This is a genomic window from Streptomyces sp. NPDC001604, from assembly GCF_042893475.1.
Taxonomy (GTDB): Bacteria; Actinomycetota; Actinomycetes; order Streptomycetales; family Streptomycetaceae; genus Streptomyces.
The window spans coordinates 323324-344220 of sequence record NZ_JBIAUY010000009.1; the positions used below are offsets into that span (position 1 = coordinate 323324).

Genomic DNA, 20897 nt, shown 5'->3' on the forward strand with positions numbered 1-20897 from the left:
CGAAAATCTGTTCCTATCACGGTCGATCGGAATGGCGCCGGACCCACCTTCCGATACATCGGTGTATCGGATACATTCCTGTATCGAACGGAGGTCGAAGATGACGCCCCAGCAGACGGCCCCACGTGTGACCAGGCGCCGGGTCCGCACCCGCGCCAACCTCCTCGAGGCCGCCTTCGCCGTGTTCGCCGCCAAGGGCTTCGGGCGGGTCTCCATCGAGGAGGTCTGCGAGGCCGCCGGGTACAGCAGGGGAGCCTTCTACTCCAACTTCGACAGCCTGGACGAGCTGTTCTTCGCCCTCTACCAGGAGCGCGCCGACCTCATCGCGGACCAGGTCTCCGGTGCCCTCGCCCTGGACGGACCGGACCTGGACGTGCCCGCCGCCGTCGACCGCGTCACCGAAGTACTGCTCCTCGACCTGGACTGGCTGCTGGTGAAGACGGACTTCCTGGTGCACGCCGCCCGCGACCCGCAGGTCGCCGAGACCCTGCTCGAACACCGGGCGCGGCTGCGGCAGGCGGTCGCCGACCGGCTCGCCCGTGCCCAGGGCCTCGCCCAACTGCCCGCCGTGCTCGGCGACATCGACGGCGCGGCGCACGCCGTGGTCGCCGCGTACGACGGTGTCACCACCCAACTGCTGCTGGACAAGGACGTCGACGGCGCCCGCGGCTGGCTCAAGCAACTGCTCACCGCGCTGCTGACCGACGGCAGCAACACCTCCCGGTGAGATCCCCGAACGAGCCCCTCAACCGGACCACCCAACGAGCAAAGGAACCCTCGCCATGGATGCGGACGTCATCGTCGTCGGAGCGGGCCTCGCGGGCCTGGTCGCCGCGCACGAGCTCACCAGCCGGGGCCGCAGGGTCGCGCTGGTCGACCAGGAGAACGCCGCCAACCTGGGCGGCCAGGCGTTCTGGTCCTTCGGCGGGCTGTTCCTCGTCGACTCCCCGGAGCAGCGCCGCCTCGGCATCAAGGACTCCTTCGACCTGGCCTGGAACGACTGGCAGGGCAGCGCAGGCTTCGACCGGGTCGACGACGAGGACTCCTGGGCGGTGCGCTGGGCCCGCGCCTACGTGGAGTGGGCGGCGGGCGAGAAGCGGTCCTGGCTGGACGGGCACGGCATCAAGCTGCTGCCGACGGTCGGCTGGGCCGAACGCGGTGACCTGCGGGCCGACGGGCACGGCAACTCCGTCCCCCGCTTCCATGTCACCTGGGGCACCGGCACCGGCGTGGTGGAGCCGTTCGTCGACCACGCCAAGCAGGCCGCCCGCGACGGACTGCTGACCTTCTACCACCGCCACCAGGTCGACGAGCTGGTGATCGAGGAAGGTGCCGCCCGCGGAGTGCGCGGCACGGTGCTCGCCGAGGACCGCTCGCCCCGGGGCGTCGCCTCCAACCGCGACCGCATCGGCGACTTCGAACTCACCGCCCAGGCCGTCGTCGTCACCACCGGCGGCATCGGCGCCAACCACGACATCGTCCGCCGCTACTGGCCCGAGCGCCTCGGCACCCCGCCCACCGAGATGGTCACCGGCGTCCCCGCCTACGTCGACGGCCGCATGCTCGACATCAGCGCCGGGGCCGGCGTCCGCCTGGTCAACCGCGACCGCATGTGGCACTACACCGAGGGCCTGCAGAACTGGGACCCGATCTGGCCCGGCCACGGCATCCGCATCCTGCCCGGCCCGTCCTCCCTCTGGTTCGACGCCCTCGGCCGCCGACTGCCCGACCCCTGCCTGCCGGGCTACGACACCCTCGGCACCCTCAAGTACCTGCGCACCACCCCGGACATCGCGGACTACGACCACTCCTGGTTCATCCTCACTCAGAAGATCATCGAGAAGGAGTTCGCGCTGTCGGGCTCCGAGCAGAACCCCGACATCACCGCCAAGGACAAGGGCGCGGTCCTGAAGAACCGCCTGGGCAAGGGCGCCCCGGCTCCGGTCGACGCGTTCCTGCGCAAGGGCGCCGACTTCGTGACCGCACCCACCCTGGAACAACTCGTCACCAGGATGAACGAGTTGACGGACAAGCCGCTGCTCGACGCGGACGCGCTGCGCCGCCAGATCGAGGCGCGCGACCGGCAGGTCGCCAACCCCTACAGCAAGGACTCCCAGATCCAGGGCATCCGCAACGCCCGCCGCTACATCGGTGACCGCCTCGGCCGCGTCGCCACCCCGCACCGCATCCTCGACCCGGCGGCCGGCCCGCTCATCGGCGTCAAGCTGCACGTCCTCACCCGCAAGACGCTCGGCGGCATCCAGACCGACCTGGACTCCCGCGCCCTGGGCGTCGACGGCAACCCGATCGACGGTCTCTACGCGGCCGGCGAGGTGGCGGGCTTCGGCGGCGGAGGCGTGCACGGCTACAACGCCCTGGAGGGCACCTTCCTCGGCGGCTGCCTCTTCTCCGGGCGGGCAGCCGGCCGGGCGGCGGCGAAGCAGACCGCCTGAGCACGGGCGCGCGGCAGGGGGCGGTCGGGGAACGAGCCCGACCGCCCCCTGCCACGTCCGCGCAGGAACAGACCGCGGCTGCAAGGGGATTGACCCACGGACACCTCCGCTGCTTCAGTGGCTGAGCCACTCATCCACTGCTTCGCTGCGAGGAGGCATCCGTGGAGGCACTGCCCCGCGAGACGATCGTGGACGTCCTCGAGGCCCGGCTGCGCGAGGACATCCTGGCCGGACGCCATCCGGCGGGCAGCTATCTGCCCCCGGAGCGTCAACTGGCCGACGGCTACGGCGTCACCCGCACCACCCTCAAACACGCCTTCGGCCGCCTCGTCCAGGCCGGCCTGCTGGAGACCCGGCACGGCGTCGGCACCAAGGTCCGCGACTACGCCCGGCTGGGCGGCGCGGACCTCCTGCCGATGCTCGTGCGGCACGACGCGAAGTGGGTCCGCGAGATCTTCGAAGTACGGCGGTCCGTGGGCGCGTTGATCGCCGAGCGGGCGGCGGCCCGGGCCACCCGGGCCCACCACGCCGAACTGCGCCGCCTCCTGGAGGCCGTACGGGACGCGGACGGCGCGGACGCCGTGCAGCTGGCCGACGTCGAGGTGCACCGCGCCCTCGCCCGGGCGACCGGGAACCGGGTCTACGTCCTGCTGACCAACACGCTCTTCAACGCCTACCTCCCCGTCCGCGCCGCCCTGCGCGGGCCCTTCACCGACGCCGGAACCGCCCACCGGCGCCTCGCTCCCGTGGTGGAGGCGGTGACGTCCGGCGACAGCCGCCAGGCCCATACAGCGGCCGACGCCTATCTGCGCGACACCGAACGCATCATGCTGGAGGGACTGGCATGAGGGGCACCTCGTTCACGGAGACCATGCTCGGCACGGTCCGGCTCGACGGCCGGGACCCGGTCCGCCGTATCCGTCTCGACCTGCGGGCCGAGGCCGACGAGGTCCTGCGCCCGCACCGCACCACCCGGGCCCGGCTCGGCGGCCGTGTACGCATCGGCGGACTGGCCGACGACCCGGACGCCACGGGCGAGTTGGAGATCTCGCCGCTCGCCCGCCGCCGCATCCGCTACCGGCTCACGTTCACCGCCGACGGCCGCCTCTTGACCCTGGACGGCTGGAAGTCCGTCACCCCGCGTCATCCGGTGAGCTCGATGACCGTGCTGCCGTTCACGCTGTACGAGGACGGCGTGCGGGCCGGCCAGGGCACCCTCCGTTTCCCCGTCACCACCGGCCTGGCACCCTTCCTCCTGAGCTTCCGCTTTCCCCGGCAGGAGGACCCGGCCCAGTTCCTCGCACCGCGCTGGGACGGCAGCCCCGGCCGCACCGAGGTCTGGTACACCACCCTGACCGACCCCACCACCGGCACCGGCATCTGGCTCCACCACGAACTGGTCTCGCCCACCGACGGATCCGCACCGTACGCCCACGGCTGGGCCGCCGCCTTCCCGCCCGGCGGAGAGGTCCGCCACGCCCGCTTCGGGCCCGCCCCCTGGAACAACCCCACGCACGGATACACAGCCCCCGGCGTCTCTGTCGCCCCGGGGCAACTGACCGGAACCGCCGGAGACTTCCACTGGGACCTTGCCGAACGTCCCCTGGCCGCACCCCTGTTCACCTTTCCCCGCTGGTCCTGGCGGCACCTCCTGCTCCCCGCCGCCCACATGCTTCCGGCGGCCCGAGCCACGTACGACGGAACCTTCAGCGACGGAAAGCAGACGCTGAGTCTGCGCGGCGCTCCCGGCGCCTCGGCCCGCATCCACGGCCACGGCAACGCCCGTCGCTGGGCGTGGCTCCACGCGGAACTGGGCGACGGCGACGTCCTCGAGGCGATCGCAGCGGTGTCCACGCGGCCCGTACTGCGGAGGCTGCCCCCGCTCGTCTTCCTGCGCCTGCGACACGGCGACCGCACCTGGCCGCGCCGGGCGGAGCGCTCCGCCGTGGGCCTGTTCGGCATCGGACGGTTCCGGGCCCGCATCGGACTGCCGGAGTGGACGGTGACCGGCCGCACGCTGCTGCGCCGCATCCGCATCGAGGTCACCCAGCCGGCCGAGCGCACGCTCGCCCTGGACTACCGCGACCCGGACGGCGCCCCGGCGGTGTGCCGCAACAGCGAGAGCGCCGACGCGGAGATCCTCCTGGAGCGCTGGTGGGGCCACTGGCGCCCCGAAGCCACGTGGACGCTCCAGGGCACCGCACACGCCGAGGTGGGGGACCGGTGAGCGGGCGGGGGCTGGTGGCCGCTCTGCTTGGCGACACGGGGGGCGAGGAGTGGCTTGCGCGGGTGCCTGGCAGGCTTGAGAGGTTTCTGTCCGCACTGCCCGGGCCCGTACGAGCTGCAGTGCAGGGCGCCGCGCTCGCCGTGGACGCGTACGCCGTCGTGCACAGCGGGCGCCGGCTGGCCGCCCTCACTGCCGACGAGCGCGAGATGGTACTCGGCTCCCTTGCCGCGCGTCCCGGACTCGTACCGGCGCTGGATCTTCTCAAGGTTCCGGTGCTGCTCGCCGCGGCCACCGAGCGAACGCCCGCCCCACGGGCGCCGGTTGCGCCCGAGGATCCGCCCCTGGACTGCATGCCGGCCGGGGAGTGGCCCGCGCGGGCCACCGCGGACGCCGTCGTCGTGGGATCGGGCGCCGGCGGAGCCGTCGCCGCCCGTACTCTCGCGCGGGCGGGACTCGCCGTCGTGGTGCTGGAGGAGGGCGAGCACCACACGACGGCCTCCTTCGGCCGCCGCGCACCGCTGGACCGCTTCACCGATCTGTACCGGGACGGCGGAGCGACCGCGGCGCTGGGCGATCCGCCGTTGCTGCTGCCGGTCGGACGGGCCGTCGGCGGTACCACCGTCGTCAACTCCGGCACCTGCTACCGCACTCCGGAGCATGTCCTCGACCGCTGGCGCGGCCGCCACGGCTTCCGCCTCGCCGAGGGCTTTCCCGCTCGGCTGGACGAGATCGAACGCACCCTGCGCGTCGCCGGCCAGCCCCTCGACGTCCTCGGCGCCAACGGCCTGCTCGCCCTGGCCGGCGCCGAACGACTCGGCTGGCGGGCCGGCCCGCTGCGCCGCAACGCGCCGGGCTGCAGGGGCTCCTGCCAGTGCGTGGTGGGCTGTCCCACCGGCGCCAAGCAGAGCGTGCAGCTGTCCGTGCTGCCCGACGCCTGCGCCCACGGAGCGCGCATCGTCACCGGAGCGCGCGTGCTGCGGATCCTGCTGGACCGCGACCGCCCTGGCCCGCCACGGGCCGCCGGCGTCCTGGCCCGCCGGGCGGACGGCAGCGAACTGGAGATCCTCAGCCCCCTCGTCGTCACGGCCGCGGGCGCCCTGCAGACTCCGCCGCTGCTGCGCCGCAGCGGCCTGGGCGGTCATCCCCGCCTCGGCCGCAACCTCAGCGTGCACCCGGCCACCAGCGTCGCCGGCCGCTTCACGGAACCGGTCACCTCCTGGGAAGGCGTCCTGCAGAGCACCGGCGTCGAGGAGTTGCACGACCGCGGGATCCTGATCGAGGCGACCGCGAGCCCGCCCGGCATGAGCAGCTTCGTCCTCCCCGGCCTCGGACGCTCCCTGCGCCGTGAACTGGAAGGGGCCGACCGGCTGGCCATCCTCGGCGCCATGATCGCCGACCGGCCCTCCGGCCGGGTCCTGGGCCGCGACCGCACCCTCGTCCGCTACCGCCTGGACCCCCGCGACGGCGCCCGGCTCTTGACGGCCGTACGCGCCATGGGCCGTATCCTCCTCGCCGCCGGGGCCCTGGAGGTGCTCACCGGCATCCCACGGGCGCCGCGCGCCCGCACCCTCCCGGAACTCGACGCGCTGCTCACCGGGATCACCCCGCGGGACCTGCACCTGTCGGCCTTCCACCCGGCCGGCACGGTCGCCGCGGGCAGTGACCCCGAGCGGGCACCGGCCGACGCCGAGGGCCGGCTGCGAGGCGTCGACGGCGTCCTCGTCACCGATGCCTCCGTCCTGCCGGGCTGCCCGGAGGTGAACCCGCAACTGAGCATCATGGCGGCCGCCCTGGCCGTCACCGAGACCTACCTCGAACGCGAACCCAGCAGCCGGACCAGCACCTCGGCATGACTCTGCTCGGGCTCCTTGGACGCGGTCAGCAGCGTCACGGGTCCCTTGCCCGCCAACTCCCGGATGTGACCGAGCAGTTCGGCCGCCTCCGGGGCGTCCAGCTCCGCCTCGTAACGGTCGGCGAACTCCTCGAACGACCCCTCGCCCGCGTGATACCAGCGGCGCAGTTCGGTCGACGGGGTGAGGGCCTTGGGCCACTCGTCCACGTGCGCGGCGTCCTTGGACAGGCCGCGCGGCCACAGCCGGTCGACCAGCACGCGTACACCGTCGTCCGGCTCGGGCGGTTCGTAGACGCGACGCACGCGAACGCTCACGATCTGGCCTTTCTGGGTGGTGGGTGACGTCGAGCGTAGTGCGCAGGCGCCGGGTGACGCCGTATCACTTGACCCAATCGAGGAGGAAACCGTGGAGCGCTGCCCATAATCTGGGTTCATATGATCATCGGCCACCCCCCGGGAGCGCATGTGAGGCAGTCCAGCGGACACGCCGTCAGACACACCACCGTCCTTCGCCGCGAGGCCCTGACCGCGACCGTTCCGGTCGCCCTCGCGGCGCTGCTCGCCGCCGCCGGGCCCGCGACCGCCGGCACCGGTGGCGCCTCGGGTGTCGGTGACCCGTACTTCCCGCTCGCCGGCAACGGCGGCTACCACGTCGACCACTACGACCTGACCCTGCGGTACGACCCGACGAGCCGTCACCTCGACGGCACCGCCGTTCTCACGGCCCGCGCCACCGAGGACCTGACCCGTTTCGACCTCGACTTCAAGGGGCTGAAGGTCACCGGCCTGACCGTCGACCACGACCGTGCGCAGTACCGCCGCGACGGCCAGGAACTCGTCGTCACCCCGCACCGGCCCCTGCACAAGGGCGAGAAGTTCCGCGTCACCGTCACCTACAGCGGCATCCCCAAGCAGGTGACCGACCCCGACGGCTCGGCCGACGGCTGGATAAAGACCGACGACGGCGCCTTCGTCGCCGGGGAGCCGCAGGGCGCCATGACCTGGTTCCCGGCGAACAACCACCCCAAGGACAAGTCCTCGTACGACATCACGGTCACCGTCCCCGAGAACCGCACCGCCGTGGCCAACGGCGTCCTGGTCGGGCAGCGGACCGCGCACGGGCACACCACCTTCCACTGGCGCCAGGGCGAACCCATGGCCGCCTACCTCGCCACGGCGACGATCGGGAAGTTCAAGGTCGAGCAGTACACCACCCGCGACGGCATCCGCGTCTACAACGCCGTCGACCCGCGCGAGGCGTCCCGGGCGGCCCCCGTACTGAAGAAGCTGCCGTCCGTCCTGGAGTGGGAGCGCAAGCTCTTCGGGCCGTACCCGTTCCGCAACGCCGGTTCGATCGTGGACCACGCGCCGGACGTCGGGTACGCGCTGGAGACGCAGTCGCGCCCGCTGTACGACTCGGCGCCGGACCTGAGCACCCTCGTCCACGAGAACGCCCACCAGTGGTTCGGCGACTCCGTGTCGCTCACCTCCTGGAAGGACATCTGGCTCAACGAGGGCTTCGCGACCTACGCCGAGTGGCTCTACAGCGAGCAGCACGGCGGCGACAGCGCCCAGAAGACCTTCGACGGCCTCTACCACCACCCGGCGAGCGACCATCTGTGGGCGTTCCCGCCCGGCGACCCCGGCAGCGGCAAGAACATCTTCGACACCCCCGTCTACGCGCGCGGCGCCATGGCCCTGCACGAACTGCGCACCGCCGTCGGCGACCGCACGTTCTTCGGCATCCTGCGGGCCTGGGCGGCCGAACACCGCGACGGAAACGGGACGACCGCACAGTTCGTCCGCCTCGCCGAACGGAAGTCGGGCAAGAACCTTGACCACCTGTTCACCACGTGGCTGTACAGTCCGGGGAAACCGAACCAAGCCTAGAACCTGACGAGTTCCTCACATGTGTCGGTCACAGTCGATCCGTGATCATGAATAGACCCCGTGTCGTCCTGCTCGCCGCATCCCTGTTCCTCACGGGATGCGGCGGCGGGGCAGTGGCGTCGCCGGGCCACCCGTCCGGCGCCCCCACGGCCGGCACGAACACACCGGACGTCGCCGCCCTCGCCCCGCCCTCGCCGGAGATGTCCGTCCAGGCCGCCCCGCTGCACCTGCCCGGCCTGGGACCGAAGACCCTGGCCGCGATACCCGCCGACGCCCGCCAGGCAGTCGTCGTCACCGGGCGCGACAGGAACTCCCCGCTGTCCACGGTCGTGCTGTACGAGCGCACCGCGGCAGGCTGGCAGGCCGGTGCGAGCTGGCCCGCGCACAACGCGCTCAAGGGCTGGTCCGAGCACCACACGGGCGGCGACCTGCGCTCGCCCGTCGGCGTGTACAGCCTCACCGACGCAGGTGGGCTGCTCGGCGATCCCGGGACGAGGCTGCCCTACCACCGCTCCGGCGCCTTCACCTCACCCGGCACGGGCTTCGAGGGCGAGCCCCTCGCCGGCTCCTTCGACTACGTGATCGCCATCAACTACAACCGCAAACCCGGTACTTCGCCCCTCGACTGGACCCGGCCCCTCGGCGCGGGCCGCGGCGGCGGCATCTGGTTCCACGTCGACCACGGTGGCCCCACCCACGGCTGCGTCAGCGTCTCGGAGCAGCACATGAAGGAACTGCTGCGCACGCTCGACCCCGCCCTTCACCCCGTCGTCGTCATGGGCGACGCGAAGTCCCTCGCCCGCTGAAGCGCCTGGGATCCGCCGCGTGTGCGCACATGTGCTGGTCGCCGAGGACGACGAGATGCAGGCCGAACTCATACGCCGCTCCCTGCTGGCGGAGGGTCACTCGGCCACGGTGGTCCATGACGGCGCGGCCGCCCTGGACGCCGCCCGCCGGCTCAGACCCGACCTCGTGGTCCTCGACCTGATGCTGCCCGTGGTCGACGGCTTCGGGGTGTGCCGGGTGCTGCGCGGGGGTGAGGAGGACATACCGGTGCTGATGCTGACCGCACGGTCCGAGGAGGACGACGTGCTGCTCGGCCTGGAACTGGGCGCCGACGACTACATGACCAAGCCGTACAGCCCGCGCGAGCTGATGGCCCGCATCCGTACCGTGCTGCGGCGCAGTGGCCGGACGGCCGGCGTGCGGGAGGACCCCGTCGTCAGGGCGGCCGGGCTCGCCGTCGATCCGGAACGGCACGAGGTGCGCTGCGACGGCGTACCCGTGGAGTGCACACCGGCCGAGTTCCAGATCCTGCTCGCCATGGCCGCGGAGCCCGAACGGGTCTTCACCCGGCGCCAGTTGCTGCAGTGCACCCGCGGTTTCGACCGGGCCTCCACCGAGCGGGCCGTCGACGTCCACATCATGAACCTGCGCAAGAAGATCGAGGCCGACCCGCGCCGGCCGGTGCGGCTGCTGACCGTGTTCGGGGTCGGCTACAAGCTCAGCGGCGGCCGTCCGTGAAGCGCCGCATCCCGCTGCGCAAGCGGCTGCTGGTGCGGCTGCTGATCGCGTCGGTGCTGATCGCGGTGTGCTCGGTGGCGGCGACGGCCTGGCTGGCGGTGGAGACCACCACCCGTGCCCTGCGTGAGGAACAGGGCCAGGACCTCGCCGACGACATGCGGATCCTCGCGGAACTCAGCGGGTATGCGGCAACGCACCCCGACTGGAAGGGCGTCGGGGCCACCGTCCGGTCCCTGGCCGCCACCATGGGCCGGCGCATCGCCCTGACCACCCCCGAGCGCACCCTCATCGCCGACTCGGCGCGCAAGGGCACCTCCCTGCCGCTCGGCGCCGCCGCCACCGTCGACCCCCTGCACACCGACACCTACACCGAGACCGGCGCCCAGCTCAGCGGAATCGACCCCCGGGCTGTGGGCCCCTACCGGCTCACGGCGAAGGAGCGCGCCCAACTGGACGCGATCGCGGAGAAACAGCGCACGTGCTACCGCCGGTACGGCGTCGAGACCAAGGTCGAGCACAGCCCGAGCGGCCGCCCCATGATCGTCAACTCCGACGGCACCGCGGCCCCTGACTATCCGACCGAGGACTGCGGCTACGGGCTGTTCAGCGATCCCACAGGCACCGAGAAGAAGGCGCTCGACGACCTGACCCAGGGCGCCCGTGCCTGTCTGCACCAGCACGGTCTGGACCTCGGCAGACCGCTATACCTCATGCTCAGTCCCCCAGGCAAGACCCCCGTGAGCCGGTACGCCATCGCCAAGTTCGCCAAGGCGGGCGACGCGAAGGCGATGCAGACGGCGCAGAACTGCACCGACGACGCCCTGCGCGCCCAACTCGACCCGTATGTCGCACCCGTGGCCGAGCTGTACCTCGGCGGCGACGACACCACCCCGCCCCGCTTCGACATGTCCCCGGCCAACAAGGCCAAGATCGTTGGTGCGGCCGGTCTCGTCCTCGCCGTCACCCTCGCCGTCACGGCCGTCGTCGCCACCCGGCTCGTACGGCCCCTGCGGGCGCTGACCGAGGCGGCGCAGCAACCGCCGGACATGCATGTAAGGGTGCCGGTGACCACGCGCGACGAGACCGGCATCCTCGCCGAGGCGTTCAACGACCTCACCGAGCGGCGCGCCCGGCTGGAGGCCCAGCGCAAGGCCATGGTCAGCGACATCGCGCACGAACTGCGCAGCCCGCTGACCAACATCCGCGGCTGGCTGGAGGTCACCCGCGACGGCCTCGTCGACGCAGATCCCGCGCTGCTCGGCTCACTGCACGAGGAGGCGCTGGTGCTGCAGCGCATCATCGACGACCTCCAGGACCTCGCGGCTGCCGACGCGGGCACCCTGCGCCTGCACCGCGAACCGGTCCGCGCCGACGAACTGCTGGACCAGGTCGCCGCAGCCCACCGGGTCGCCGCCGACGCGGCCGGCGTCACCGTACGCACCGAACAGCACGGCAGCCCGTGGCTCGACGCGGATCCGGTGCGCATGCGGCAGGCGCTGGGCAACCTCGTCTCCAACGCTCTGCGGCACACGCCCTCCGACGGCACCGTCACCCTGGCAGCCCGCCGCGACGGCGAAGACGTCGTCTTCACCGTCACCGACACCGGCACGGGCATCGCGCCGGATGATCTGCCGCACGTGTTCGACCGGTTCTGGCGGGCCGAGAAATCCCGCAGCCGCCGCACCGGCGGCAGCGGCCTCGGCCTGCCGATCGTGCGTCATCTGGTGGCAGCCCACGGCGGAACTGCCGTCGCCGCGTGCGAACCGGGCGCAGGCGCCGTGTTCACCCTGCGACTGCCGGGCGCCCCGGCCCCGAAGAGCTGAGGCGCCCGGACAGGCCCTAACCGTTGCGCGCGGCCGCGCGCCGGCGGCGCCTGCGCTGCATGGCGTGCCGTTCCGTCTCGCCGGTGCCGCCCCACACACCCAGGATCTCCCCGTGGCCCAGCGCCCATTCAAGGCACTGCTCCCGGACCGGGCAGCGGGCGCACACCGCCTTCGCCTTCTCGGTCTGCATCAACGCGGGGCCTGAGGTGCCGATCGGGAAGAACAGCTCGGGGTCCTCGTTTCGGCACGCGGCCTGGTCTCGCCAGTTGTCCATGAAATGTCACCTGCGATCGAAGTCGTACGTGCCCTCGCGAATGGCTTACTCGGTTTCGAGTCACCTGTCGATGCGGGAGTGAAACGACGGAAATCGCGCAGATCCGGTGCTCATTGCTCGCGCATGCCCCACGGGGAGCCGTAGGCGGTCAGCAGATCCAGGAACGGGCGGGCCGGGAACGCCTCCGGGCCGAGGACGCCCGACCCGGACCAGGCGCCGGTGGCGAGGAGTTCGAGCGCCACGACCGGATTGACGGCGGTCTGCCACACCACGGCCTGGCTGCCGTACTCCGCCATGGACCACTGGTTGTCGACCACGTGGTACAGGTACACCTCGCGCGGCGCACCGTCCTTGACGCCGCGCACCCAGGTGCCCGCACAGGTCTTGCCGTGCATCCGCTCGCCCAGTGTCGCCGGATCGGGCAGGCACGCGGCCACGACGTCCCGGGGCGAGACGGAGACCGGTCCGGCGGCGCTCGGCACGGTCACCGGCTCGGTGCGGTCCAGGCCCAGCAGGTGCAGCGTTTTCAGCGTCTCGATGAACTCCCGGCCCAGCCCGTACTTGAAGGTGACCCGGCGCGCGTCCACCCAGCGCGGGACGAGCAGCACCTCCTCGTGCTCCACGTTCACGCACTCCACGGGACCGATGCCCTCGGGGAAGTCGAACACCTCGGGCTCGCTGAACGGCTCGGTGGTGAACCAGCCGCGCCCGGCCTCGTGGACCACCGGCGGGTTGAGGCACTCCTCGATGGTGGTCCAGATGCTGAAGGACGGGGCGAAGTCGTAGCCGTCGACGGTGAGGTTCGCGCCGTCGCGCACGCCGATCTCCTCGATCTCGTCGAAGAGTTCGTCGGCGGCGTACCGGGCGAAGACGTCCGACAGACCAGGTTCCGCGCCCATGCCGACCAGGGCCAGCGTGCCCGCCTTCGTCCACTCCTCGGCCTGCGCGAACTGGTCGTCGCCGAGCTTGACGCCGCACTCCGCGTACGGTCGCTCGGGGTGCGGGTGCGACAGGGACATCGCCATGTCGAGGTAGGTGGCGCCGGCGGCGCGCGCCGCGCGGAACAGCGGCATCACGAAGCGCGGGTCGGTGGCGTTGAGGAGCACGTCGCAGCCGTGCCGGCGCAGCAGTTCCACCACGGCCGACTCGTCGCTCGCGTCGACACGGGCGGCCGAGAAGCGGCCGTCGTCGAGGGCCGCGACCGCCGCCTCGGCCCGCGCCGGGTCGTAGTCGGCGACCACCATCGCCTCGAAGAACGAGCGGCGGGCGGCGATCCGGGTGATGGCGGTGCCGACACCGCCGGCGCCCACGAGCAGGACACGCATGACAGATCTCCCTGTCCGGAGGGTTGATGACGAGGGGCCCCGCCGGAGATACAACGCCGCCGGTTCACGTAAGGTCAATGGCGTTGGCATAAGGGCATCGGGAGGTTGTCATGCCCAAACCGGTGGTGCCCGAGGAGAAGCGGCGCAGGCGACGGCCCACGAAGAGCGGCACGGTGCTGTCGGAGCGGCTGATCGTCGAGACCGCGCTGCGGATGCTGCGTGAACACGGCAGCGCGGGCCTCACCGCCCGCCGCCTGGGACTTGCCCTGGACGCCGACCCGAGCACCCTCTACCGCTACTTCCGTGGCATGGACGAGCTCACCCTCGCCATCGGCGACGCGCTCATCGGCCAGGCCCTCGACGGCTGGCGCCGCACGGGGGAGTGGCGCGCCGACCTGCGCGCGGTCGGCCTGCGCATCCACGCCGCCTACCTCGCGCACCCACAGGCCGCGGTGCTGACCACCAGCCGGGTCACCGGCCGGGCCAACGAACTGGCCGCCGACGAGGCCGTGCTGGACATCCTGCGCACCGCCGGATTCCCGCTGCCGGACACCGTGCGCATCTACCACGCCTTCATCGACCAGACCCTGGCCTTCGCCGCCCTCGACGCCGCCGCCCTCGCCCTGCCCAGCGCCGCCCTGCGCGCCGACGAGGGCATGTGGCGCTCGACGTACGCCCGGCTGCCCCGCACCACACACCCCCGTATCGCCGAGGCGGCACCCCTGCTGGCGGCCCGCATGGTCGACAGCGCCTACCCGACGGCACTGGAGATGCTGCTGGACAGCGCCGCGGCGCAGCTGGCGGCACTGGGTTCCTGACGTAATCCGGCCACTCGATTGCTTGATGCAAGTCACCTCTCTATAGTCGGTGGAGTCGATTGCATCAAACAATCGACTGCTCGGTGCCGGAGGCGGAACATGCAGCGTCGCTGGAAGGTCCTCGTCGTCACCTCGGCCGTGGTCTTCATGGCCCTGCTGGACGTCACCATCGTGAACATCGCGTTCACCGACCTCGGGCGGTCCTTCCCGCGCGACTCCCTCGCCGACCTGTCGTGGGTGCTGAACGGATACAGCGTGGTGTTCGCCGCCGCCCTCGTACCGGCAGGCCGCCTGGCCGACCGGTACGGACGCCGCCGGCTCTTTCTCGCCGGGCTGCTGCTGTTCCTGGCGGCGTCCGTGGCGAGCGGCCTGGCCGCGTCGGTGCCGGCCCTGGTCGCGGCCCGGGTCGTGCAGGCCCTGGGCGCCGCGACCGTGCTGCCGACCTCGCTGAGCCTGACGCTGCCGGAGTTCCCGCCCGAGCGGCGCGGCACCGCCATCGCCCTGTCGACGGCCGCGGGCGCGGTCGCCGCCGGGGTGGGGCCTTCGCTCGGCGGGCTGCTGGTGGACTGGCAGGGCTGGCGTGCGGTGTTCTTCGTCAACCTCGTCATCGGACTGCCCGCACTCGTGGCCGCCGCACGGCTGCTGCGCGAGAGCCGCGACGAGCGGGCGCAGGGAGTTCCCGACGCCCTCGGTGCGCTGCTGCTGGTCGGCGCCGTGGGCGGCCTCGCGCTGGGCATCGTCAAGGGCGCGGACTGGGGCTGGAGTTCGGCCGGAGTGCTCGCCGCGTTCGGGACCGCCGCCGTACTGCTGCCGCTGTTCGTCGTGCGGTCGGTGGCCCATCCGACACCGGTGGCCGACCTCGGCCTGTTCCGTCTCCGTTCCTTCACCGTGGCCACGCTCGGCACGTTCGTCTTCGGCGCCGGGTTCTTCGCCTCGCTGCTGTGCAACGTGCTGTTCCTGACCAGCGTGTGGCAGTGGCCGGTGCTGCGCGCCGGAGCCGCGGTCACACCAGGACCCCTGATGGCCGCCCTCATGGCCCCACTGGCCGGCCGGCTCACTGACCGGTACGGACCGCGTGTCGCCGCCGTGCCGGGCACCCTCCTCTTCGGCACCGGCCCGCTCCTGCTGGCCCTGACCGCCACCGCCGGGCCGCACTACTGGCCGGTCCTGTTCCCGGCGGCGGCCATCACCGGCGTCGGAGTCGGACTGTCCCTGCCCGCCCTCGGCGGCGCCGCCGTCCTGGAACTGCCGCCGCCGAGCCTGGCCACCGGCATCGGCATGACATCCGCCCTGCGTCAACTGGGCGCCGTCGTGGGCGTCGCGGCGCTGGTCGCCCTCCTCGGCACACCCGGACCGCAGGCCCTCGGCGGCTTCCGCCACGCCTGGCTCATGATCACCGGCGCGGGCTGGCTCACCGCCGTCGTCTCACTCGCCCTGGGCCACGTCCGGGCACCGCGGCCGGAGGCCGACAAGGCCGGGGAACAGCAGCTCACGCCACTCAAGGAAGCACCATGACGTCACTGAAGGAGAGGCCATGAAGGAGACCGACGCCCTGCGCCGTGCCGTGCGCTGGCCCGGCATTCCCGACCGGGCGACCGCCGTGCTCGCCCAGCAGATGCTCGCGGCCCGCCAATTCCGCGAAGGGTACGACTACTTCACCGCGCTCAGCGCCGAACGTCCCGAATCGGCGCTGCTGGAAAGCCTGGCGGGAGTCTTCCAGGCCCGCCTCGACGGACCGGACGAGAAGGCGATCGCCCGGCTCGACGCGGCCGCGGAACGCGGTCTCGGGCTGCCGCAGTACTTCAGGGGAACCGCCCTCGCCAACCTCCCGGACTGCGCGGGCCGGGCCGGCACCGTGATCGCCGACCTGGAGTTCGTGCTCGCCGTACGGGACCAGTTCCCCGCCGGGTTCCTGCACTCCGTGCACGCCGCCCTGGCCTGCGCCTATGCCTGCCAGGGCCGTACCGAGGAGGCCCGGGCCGCGCGCGAGCGCATCGGACACGCCCCCGACCTGTCACTCGTCACGGACTACCTGGTCAGCGCGGAGGACGGCCTGCGCATGACCGCACCACGGCTGGTGGAAATGGCGCCGGGCGTGCACGTCGCCCAGGGCTATGACTTCGCCGACTTCGGGTTCGTCGTCACGGACGACGGCATCGTGGCGATCGACGCGGCGAGCCACCCCCGGCACGTCGAAGCGGCCCTGCGCGATCTGCGGGCCGTCACCTCCGAGCCGATCACTCATGTGATCCTCACCCACGCGCACTTCGACCACATCGGAGGCCTGGAAGCCCTCGCCGGCCCCGGAACCCAGGTCGTCGCCCAGGCCGCCTTCCCCGACGAACTCGCGCTGCAGGCCGTGAGCCCACCGCCCTTCGCGGCCCTGCTGCCGGACGGCCAGGAGCGCTGTCCGCACGTCGCGCCGGACCGGCTCGTCGAGCAGCCCGAGACACTGACCGTCGGCGGGCGGAGGTTCACCCTCATCCCCATCGCCGGAGGCGAGACACGCGACGGTCTCCTCGTCCAACTCCCCGACGAGGGCGTGGTCTTCACCGGCGACATGTGCATGCCGTACCTCGGAGCGCCGTTCTTCGCCGAAGGCTCGGCAGAGGGCCTGTTCGACGCACTGCAGACGGTCCAGGAACTGCGCCCCCGGCTGCTGATCCACGGCCACCCGCCGCTGACCGAGAACTTCACCGTAGAGGCGCTGCCCGGTCTGCTCGCCGCCCTGCGGGACCTGCACGCCGTCGTCGCGGACGACATCGTCGCGGGCCGGTCGCTGACCGACCTGCTGGAACGTGACCACCTTCCCGAGGTGCTGCGCGGGCATCCGGCCGCGATCCTGCCGTACCTGGTCATGCGCGAGGGCTTCATCCAGCGCGTGCACGACCAGCGGACCGGCTACTGGAAGGCGGACGGAGAAGGCGTGGACCCCATCGGCCGGGGACAGTGGGCCGCAGCGCTGGACCTGCTGGCCGGCGGCCGCGCCGAGGCGTTCGCCGCGGCGGGCGAGGAACTGCTGGCTCGCGGCGAGCCGGCCGCGGCGCTCAGGATCGTCGACTGCGCCCTGCTGAGCCACCCGGACGAACCGTCGCTCGCCGAGCTGCGCGGCCGGATCCTGCACGCTCTCGTCGAACGGCACCAGCTCTTCAGCCCGTTCAGGTTCGCCTACTATGCAGGGCTCGCGGGACTGACCGTGGAATCCGCCGGCTGAGCACCCGGCCCGGGCCGCATGTCGCAGTCGTACGGCCCCAGCGGCTTCCCGCAGGCGGAGCAGGTGAGCCCGGGCCGCAGCCGGCCGCCGCAGCCGCGGTGCACGACCACCAGCGGCGGCCCCTGCGGCGCCCGGTGCCCGTCTCCCCACAGCAGCAGGGACATGATCACCGGCCACAGATCCAGGCCCGCCTGGGTCACCACGTACTCGTACCGCTCCGGGCGCGTCTGATAGAGCCGCCGCTCCAGAATCCCGGCCTCGCAGAGCTTGCCCAGCCGGTCGGAGAGCACGTTGTGCGCGATCCCGAGGCCGGCGCGGAAGTCCTCGAACCTCCGCGTGCCGCGCAGAGCGTCCCGCACGATCAGCAACGTCCAGCGTTCGCCCACTACTTCGAGCGACCGGGCGATCGAGCAGACCTGACCTTCGTATGTACGAGGAAGCACGCCCCCATCGTACGTCGATTGCATCACGCAAGTCAGTGGTGGCTGTCGGCCCCGCCACGCAGTGCCCCGGCAGCCGCCTCCGTCACCGCCCGGGCGACCGCCGCGAGCGCCGGGGAGTCCAGCTTCCACTGCTGCCAGTACAGCGGCACGTCGAGGGCCCGGTCCGGCGCGAGGCGCACCAGACGCCCGGCCCGCAGCAGCGGCTCGGCCTGCACCTCGGGCACCAGACCCCAGCCCAGGCCCGCCGCGACGGACTCGGCAAACCCCTCCGAGGTCGGCACGAAGTGCCGTACCGCACTGGCACCACGTCTGCCGCGTCGCAGTCTGCGCACGAAGGCGTCCTGCAGATCGTCGCTGCGGTCGAAGGCCACCGTCGGCGCCACCGCCAGTGCCTCCCGCAACGGCCCGCCGACATACTCCCGGGCGAAGTCAGGACTGGCCACCGGCACATAACGCATCCGCCCCAGCGCCCGCACACTGCAGCCCGTGACCGGCTCGGCGGACGACGTCACCGCCGCCATCACCAGGCCTTCCCGCAGCAGTGACGCCGTACGGGTCTCGTCCTCGCGACGCAGCTCGAAACAGAGCCGGGGCTCGTGCCGCACCCGCGTCAACGCCGGCAGCAGCCAGGTCGCCAGCGAGTCGGCGTTCACCGCGATCGAGACCCGGGTCGGCTCCCCGGCCCCGCTCATGCCGAGCTCCGCGCGCGCATCACGCTCCAGCCGCGCCAGCTGACGGGCGAACCGCACCACGACCTCGCCCGACTCGGTCGCCTGCACCGGCTTCGTGCGCATCAGCAGCACCCGGCCGGTGCGCTGCTCCAGCGCCTTCACCCGCTGACTGACCGCCGAGGGCGTCACATGCAGCGCCGCGGCCGCCGCGTCGAACGTGCCCTCGTCCACCACGGCCAGCAGAGTCCGCACCTGGTCGAGCGGCAGCTCCGTGAGTTCGGCCTTCATGATGGCTAATGATACGTAAGAATCTTTAGCTGTACGTGCAGTGATCGGCTCCGTAGCGTCGATGCCATGACCACTGCTCTGACCGCCGCGGCCGCAGGCTTCGGCACCGGCCTCTCACTCATCGTCGCCATCGGCGCCCAGAACGCCTTCGTCCTGCGCCAGGGGATCCGCCGCGACGCGGTCCTCGCCGTCGTCGGCATCTGCGCCCTGTCCGACGCCGTCCTCATCGCGCTCGGCGTCGGCGGCGTGGGCGCGGTGGTGATCGCCTACCCGCAGGCGCTCACCGCGGTCGGCTGGATCGGCGGCGCCTTCCTGCTCTGCTACGGCGCCCTCGCCGCCCGCCGGGTGCTGAAGCCGGGCGGCGCCCTGCGGACCGAGGGGGAGACGACGGGCTCGCGCAGACGGGCCGTGCTCACCTGCCTGGCGCTCACCTGGCTCAACCCGCACGTCTACCTCGACACCGTGTTCCTGCTCGGCTCGATCGCCGCCCACCGGGGCCCGCTGCGCTGGACGTTCGGCCTCGGCGCCGCCCTCGCCAGCCTGTGCTGGTTCGCCGCGCTAGGCTTCGGCGCCCGCGGGCTCGGCCGCTTCCTGGCCAGACCCGCGGCCTGGCGGGTCCTGGACGGACTCGTCGCCGCAACGATGCTCGTCCTGGGCGGCATGCTCGTTGCGAGGGCGTGAAGTCCATGGTGTGAAGTCCACGAGCTGAGACAGCGCGTCCCGAACTCCTGGACGGTACTGGGATAGTGAACCCGGACCCGAAAGATGTATCGAGCAACCAGGAAGCCCGTGGACACCAGCGAGAGCAGTACCGAACCGCAGACACCGGACCCGGTCGTGGTCGACCCGCCTCGGCGCGGCTGGCGCCGGTGGGCCATGGACACCCGGCCGCTGCGCATTCCGGCCTACCGCCGGCTGTGGTCCTCGACGATCGTCACGGCCGTCGGCAGCCAGCTCACCGCGGTCGCCGTGCCCAAGCAGATCTACGACATCACCGGCTCCTCCGCGTGGGTCGGCGCGGCGAGCCTCGCGGGGCTGCTGCCGCTGATCGTGTTCGCGCTGTGGGGCGGCGCGGTCGCCGACAGCATGGACCGCCGCAAGCTGCTCCTGATCACCAACAGCGGCATCGCCGTCACCTCGCTGCTGTTCTGGCTCCAGGCCTTCGCCGGGCTCGAGTCCGTGACCGCGCTGATGGTGCTGCTCGCGATGCAGCAGGCGTTCTGGGGCCTGAACGCCCCCGCCCGCAACGCCTCCATAGCCCGCCTGGTCCCCGAGGGCCAGCTTCCGGCGGCCAACGCCCTCGGCTCGACCGTCATGCAGACCGGGCAGGTGGTCGGACCGCTGCTCGCGGGCGCCCTGATCCCGGTCGTCGGCCTGCCGGAGCTGTACCTGATCGACGCCCTCGCCCTGTGCGTCACGGTGTGGGCGGTCTACAAGCTGCCCTCCCTGCCGCCCCTGTCGGGCACGGAGAAGCGACGGGCGGGCGTACGGGAGATAGCGGAGGGCTTCCGCTACATCTCCGGGCACAAGGTGCTGCTGCTGTCGTTCCTCGCCGACATCATCGCGATGGTCCTCGGTATGCCCCGCGCCCTGTTCCCGCAGCTCGCCGCCCAGACCTACGGATCGTACGGCGAAGGGCTCGCCCTCGGCCTGCTGTTCGCGGCGATCCCCATCGGAGCGGTGCTGGGCGGTCTGTTCTCGGGCACGTTCTCCCGGGCCCGCCGGCACGGCTGGATGGTGATCGGCGCGGTCGTCGCCTGGGGCGCGGCGATCACCGGGTTCGGGCTGAGCGGCAACCTGTGGATCGCGGCCGCCTTCCTGGCCCTGGCCGGGGTCGCCGACATGGTCTCGATGGTGTTCCGCGGGGCGATCCTGCTGTCCGCCGCCACCGACGAGATGCGCGGCCGGATGCAGGGCGTCTTCACGGTGGTCGTCGCGGGCGGCCCGCGCCTGGCCGACGTCCTGCACGGCACCGCGGGCTCGGCCTTCGGCCCGCGCGCGGCCGTGGCGGGCGGCGGCCTGCTCGTCGTCGCCGTGATGCTGGCCCTGACCGCGGTGATCCCGGCATTGCGCCGCTACCGCATCTGACGCTGCT

Annotated in this window: 19 protein-coding genes; 14 read left to right on the forward strand and 5 right to left on the reverse strand. The window is 72.2% G+C overall.

The window, feature by feature from the left end:
* Window positions 1-100 precede the first annotated feature (100 nt).
* From ACFY1E_RS25670 to ACFY1E_RS25690, 5 genes are all read left to right on the forward strand, one after another.
* Window positions 101-727 carry a TetR/AcrR family transcriptional regulator gene (locus ACFY1E_RS25670; protein ID WP_389079759.1) on the forward strand — a complete coding sequence of 209 codons (627 nt, stop codon included), beginning with the start codon at window positions 101-103 and terminating at the stop codon, window positions 725-727.
* 55 nt (window positions 728-782) lie between these two features.
* The gene (locus tag ACFY1E_RS25675; RefSeq protein ID WP_389079761.1) at window positions 783-2453 is read left to right on the forward strand and encodes an FAD-binding dehydrogenase; all 1671 of its coding nucleotides are present in this window, start codon (window positions 783-785) and stop codon (window positions 2451-2453) included.
* A 161-nt stretch (window positions 2454-2614) separates the two neighbouring features.
* Complete coding sequence (locus tag ACFY1E_RS25680; RefSeq protein WP_389079762.1) at window positions 2615-3301, forward strand: FadR/GntR family transcriptional regulator; 687 nt, start codon at window positions 2615-2617, stop codon at window positions 3299-3301.
* The gene (locus ACFY1E_RS25685) at window positions 3298-4680 is read left to right on the forward strand and encodes a hypothetical protein (RefSeq protein WP_389079764.1); all 1383 of its coding nucleotides are present in this window, start codon (window positions 3298-3300) and stop codon (window positions 4678-4680) included. The genes ACFY1E_RS25680 and ACFY1E_RS25685 overlap by 4 nt, the downstream gene beginning before the upstream one ends.
* Before the next feature lie 62 nt (window positions 4681-4742).
* Window positions 4743-6533 (forward strand): GMC family oxidoreductase N-terminal domain-containing protein, encoded by a 1791-nt coding sequence (locus ACFY1E_RS25690; RefSeq protein WP_389079765.1) that lies wholly within the window; start codon window positions 4743-4745, stop codon window positions 6531-6533.
* Here ACFY1E_RS25690 and ACFY1E_RS25695 read toward each other — a convergent pair.
* Window positions 6488-6847, reverse strand: a complete 360-nt coding sequence (locus ACFY1E_RS25695; protein WP_389079766.1) for a DUF488 domain-containing protein — start codon at window positions 6845-6847, stop codon at window positions 6488-6490. The two genes, ACFY1E_RS25690 and ACFY1E_RS25695, sit on opposite strands and share 46 nt — an antisense overlap.
* A gap of 120 nt (window positions 6848-6967) precedes the next feature.
* On the opposite strand from ACFY1E_RS25695, the gene ACFY1E_RS25700 reads away from it, so the two are divergent.
* From ACFY1E_RS25700 to ACFY1E_RS25715, 4 genes are read left to right on the forward strand one after another with little or no spacing between them, the layout of a single operon-like run.
* The gene (locus tag ACFY1E_RS25700) at window positions 6968-8422 is read left to right on the forward strand and encodes a M1 family metallopeptidase (RefSeq protein WP_389079768.1); all 1455 of its coding nucleotides are present in this window, start codon (window positions 6968-6970) and stop codon (window positions 8420-8422) included.
* Window positions 8423-8463: 41 nt separating this feature from the next.
* Complete coding sequence (locus ACFY1E_RS25705) at window positions 8464-9228, forward strand: L,D-transpeptidase family protein (protein ID WP_389079769.1); 765 nt, start codon at window positions 8464-8466, stop codon at window positions 9226-9228.
* A 19-nt stretch (window positions 9229-9247) separates the two neighbouring features.
* Window positions 9248-9946 carry a response regulator transcription factor gene (locus tag ACFY1E_RS25710; protein ID WP_389079770.1) on the forward strand — a complete coding sequence of 233 codons (699 nt, stop codon included), beginning with the start codon at window positions 9248-9250 and terminating at the stop codon, window positions 9944-9946.
* Window positions 9943-11769 carry a sensor histidine kinase gene (locus ACFY1E_RS25715; protein ID WP_389079772.1) on the forward strand — a complete coding sequence of 609 codons (1827 nt, stop codon included), beginning with the start codon at window positions 9943-9945 and terminating at the stop codon, window positions 11767-11769. The genes ACFY1E_RS25710 and ACFY1E_RS25715 overlap by 4 nt, the downstream gene beginning before the upstream one ends.
* Window positions 11770-11785: 16 nt before the next feature.
* Here ACFY1E_RS25715 and ACFY1E_RS25720 read toward each other — a convergent pair whose 3' ends face one another.
* Both ACFY1E_RS25720 and ACFY1E_RS25725 read right to left on the reverse strand, forming a co-directional pair.
* On the reverse strand, window positions 11786-12043 hold the full coding sequence (locus ACFY1E_RS25720; protein WP_389079773.1) for a WhiB family transcriptional regulator: 258 nt from the start codon (window positions 12041-12043) through the stop codon (window positions 11786-11788).
* A gap of 110 nt (window positions 12044-12153) precedes the next feature.
* Window positions 12154-13368 carry a saccharopine dehydrogenase family protein gene (locus tag ACFY1E_RS25725; RefSeq protein WP_389079775.1) on the reverse strand — a complete coding sequence of 405 codons (1215 nt, stop codon included), beginning with the start codon at window positions 13366-13368 and terminating at the stop codon, window positions 12154-12156.
* A 110-nt stretch (window positions 13369-13478) separates the two neighbouring features.
* Here ACFY1E_RS25725 and ACFY1E_RS25730 point away from each other — a divergent pair, with 110 nt between their 5' ends.
* The 3 genes from ACFY1E_RS25730 to ACFY1E_RS25740 all read left to right on the forward strand — a co-directional run bounded on the left by ACFY1E_RS25730 (window position 13479) and on the right by ACFY1E_RS25740 (window position 17400).
* A complete protein-coding gene (locus tag ACFY1E_RS25730; RefSeq protein ID WP_389079776.1) occupies window positions 13479-14186 on the forward strand; it encodes a TetR/AcrR family transcriptional regulator in 708 nt (235 codons plus the stop codon).
* A gap of 99 nt (window positions 14187-14285) precedes the next feature.
* Window positions 14286-15701, forward strand: a complete 1416-nt coding sequence (locus ACFY1E_RS25735) for a DHA2 family efflux MFS transporter permease subunit (RefSeq protein ID WP_389079778.1) — start codon at window positions 14286-14288, stop codon at window positions 15699-15701.
* A 19-nt stretch (window positions 15702-15720) separates the two neighbouring features.
* Window positions 15721-17400: an MBL fold metallo-hydrolase gene (locus tag ACFY1E_RS25740; RefSeq protein WP_389079779.1), complete on the forward strand. Its 1680-nt coding sequence runs from the start codon at window positions 15721-15723 to the stop codon at window positions 17398-17400.
* On the opposite strand, the gene ACFY1E_RS25745 is transcribed toward ACFY1E_RS25740, so the two are convergent.
* Window positions 17358-17843: a winged helix-turn-helix transcriptional regulator gene (locus ACFY1E_RS25745; protein WP_389079781.1), complete on the reverse strand. Its 486-nt coding sequence runs from the start codon at window positions 17841-17843 to the stop codon at window positions 17358-17360. The genes ACFY1E_RS25740 and ACFY1E_RS25745 overlap by 43 nt on opposite strands.
* 32 nt (window positions 17844-17875) lie before the next feature.
* Entirely contained in the window at window positions 17876-18802 is a 927-nt protein-coding gene (locus ACFY1E_RS25750) for a LysR family transcriptional regulator ArgP (protein ID WP_389079782.1), read from the reverse strand.
* Window positions 18803-18868: 66 nt separating this feature from the next.
* Here ACFY1E_RS25750 and ACFY1E_RS25755 point away from each other — a divergent pair, with 66 nt between their 5' ends.
* Both ACFY1E_RS25755 and ACFY1E_RS25760 read left to right on the forward strand, forming a co-directional pair.
* Window positions 18869-19483: a LysE/ArgO family amino acid transporter gene (locus ACFY1E_RS25755; protein WP_389079783.1), complete on the forward strand. Its 615-nt coding sequence runs from the start codon at window positions 18869-18871 to the stop codon at window positions 19481-19483.
* A gap of 84 nt (window positions 19484-19567) precedes the next feature.
* A complete protein-coding gene (locus ACFY1E_RS25760; RefSeq protein WP_389079785.1) occupies window positions 19568-20890 on the forward strand; it encodes an MFS transporter in 1323 nt (440 codons plus the stop codon).
* Window positions 20891-20897 lie beyond the last annotated feature (7 nt).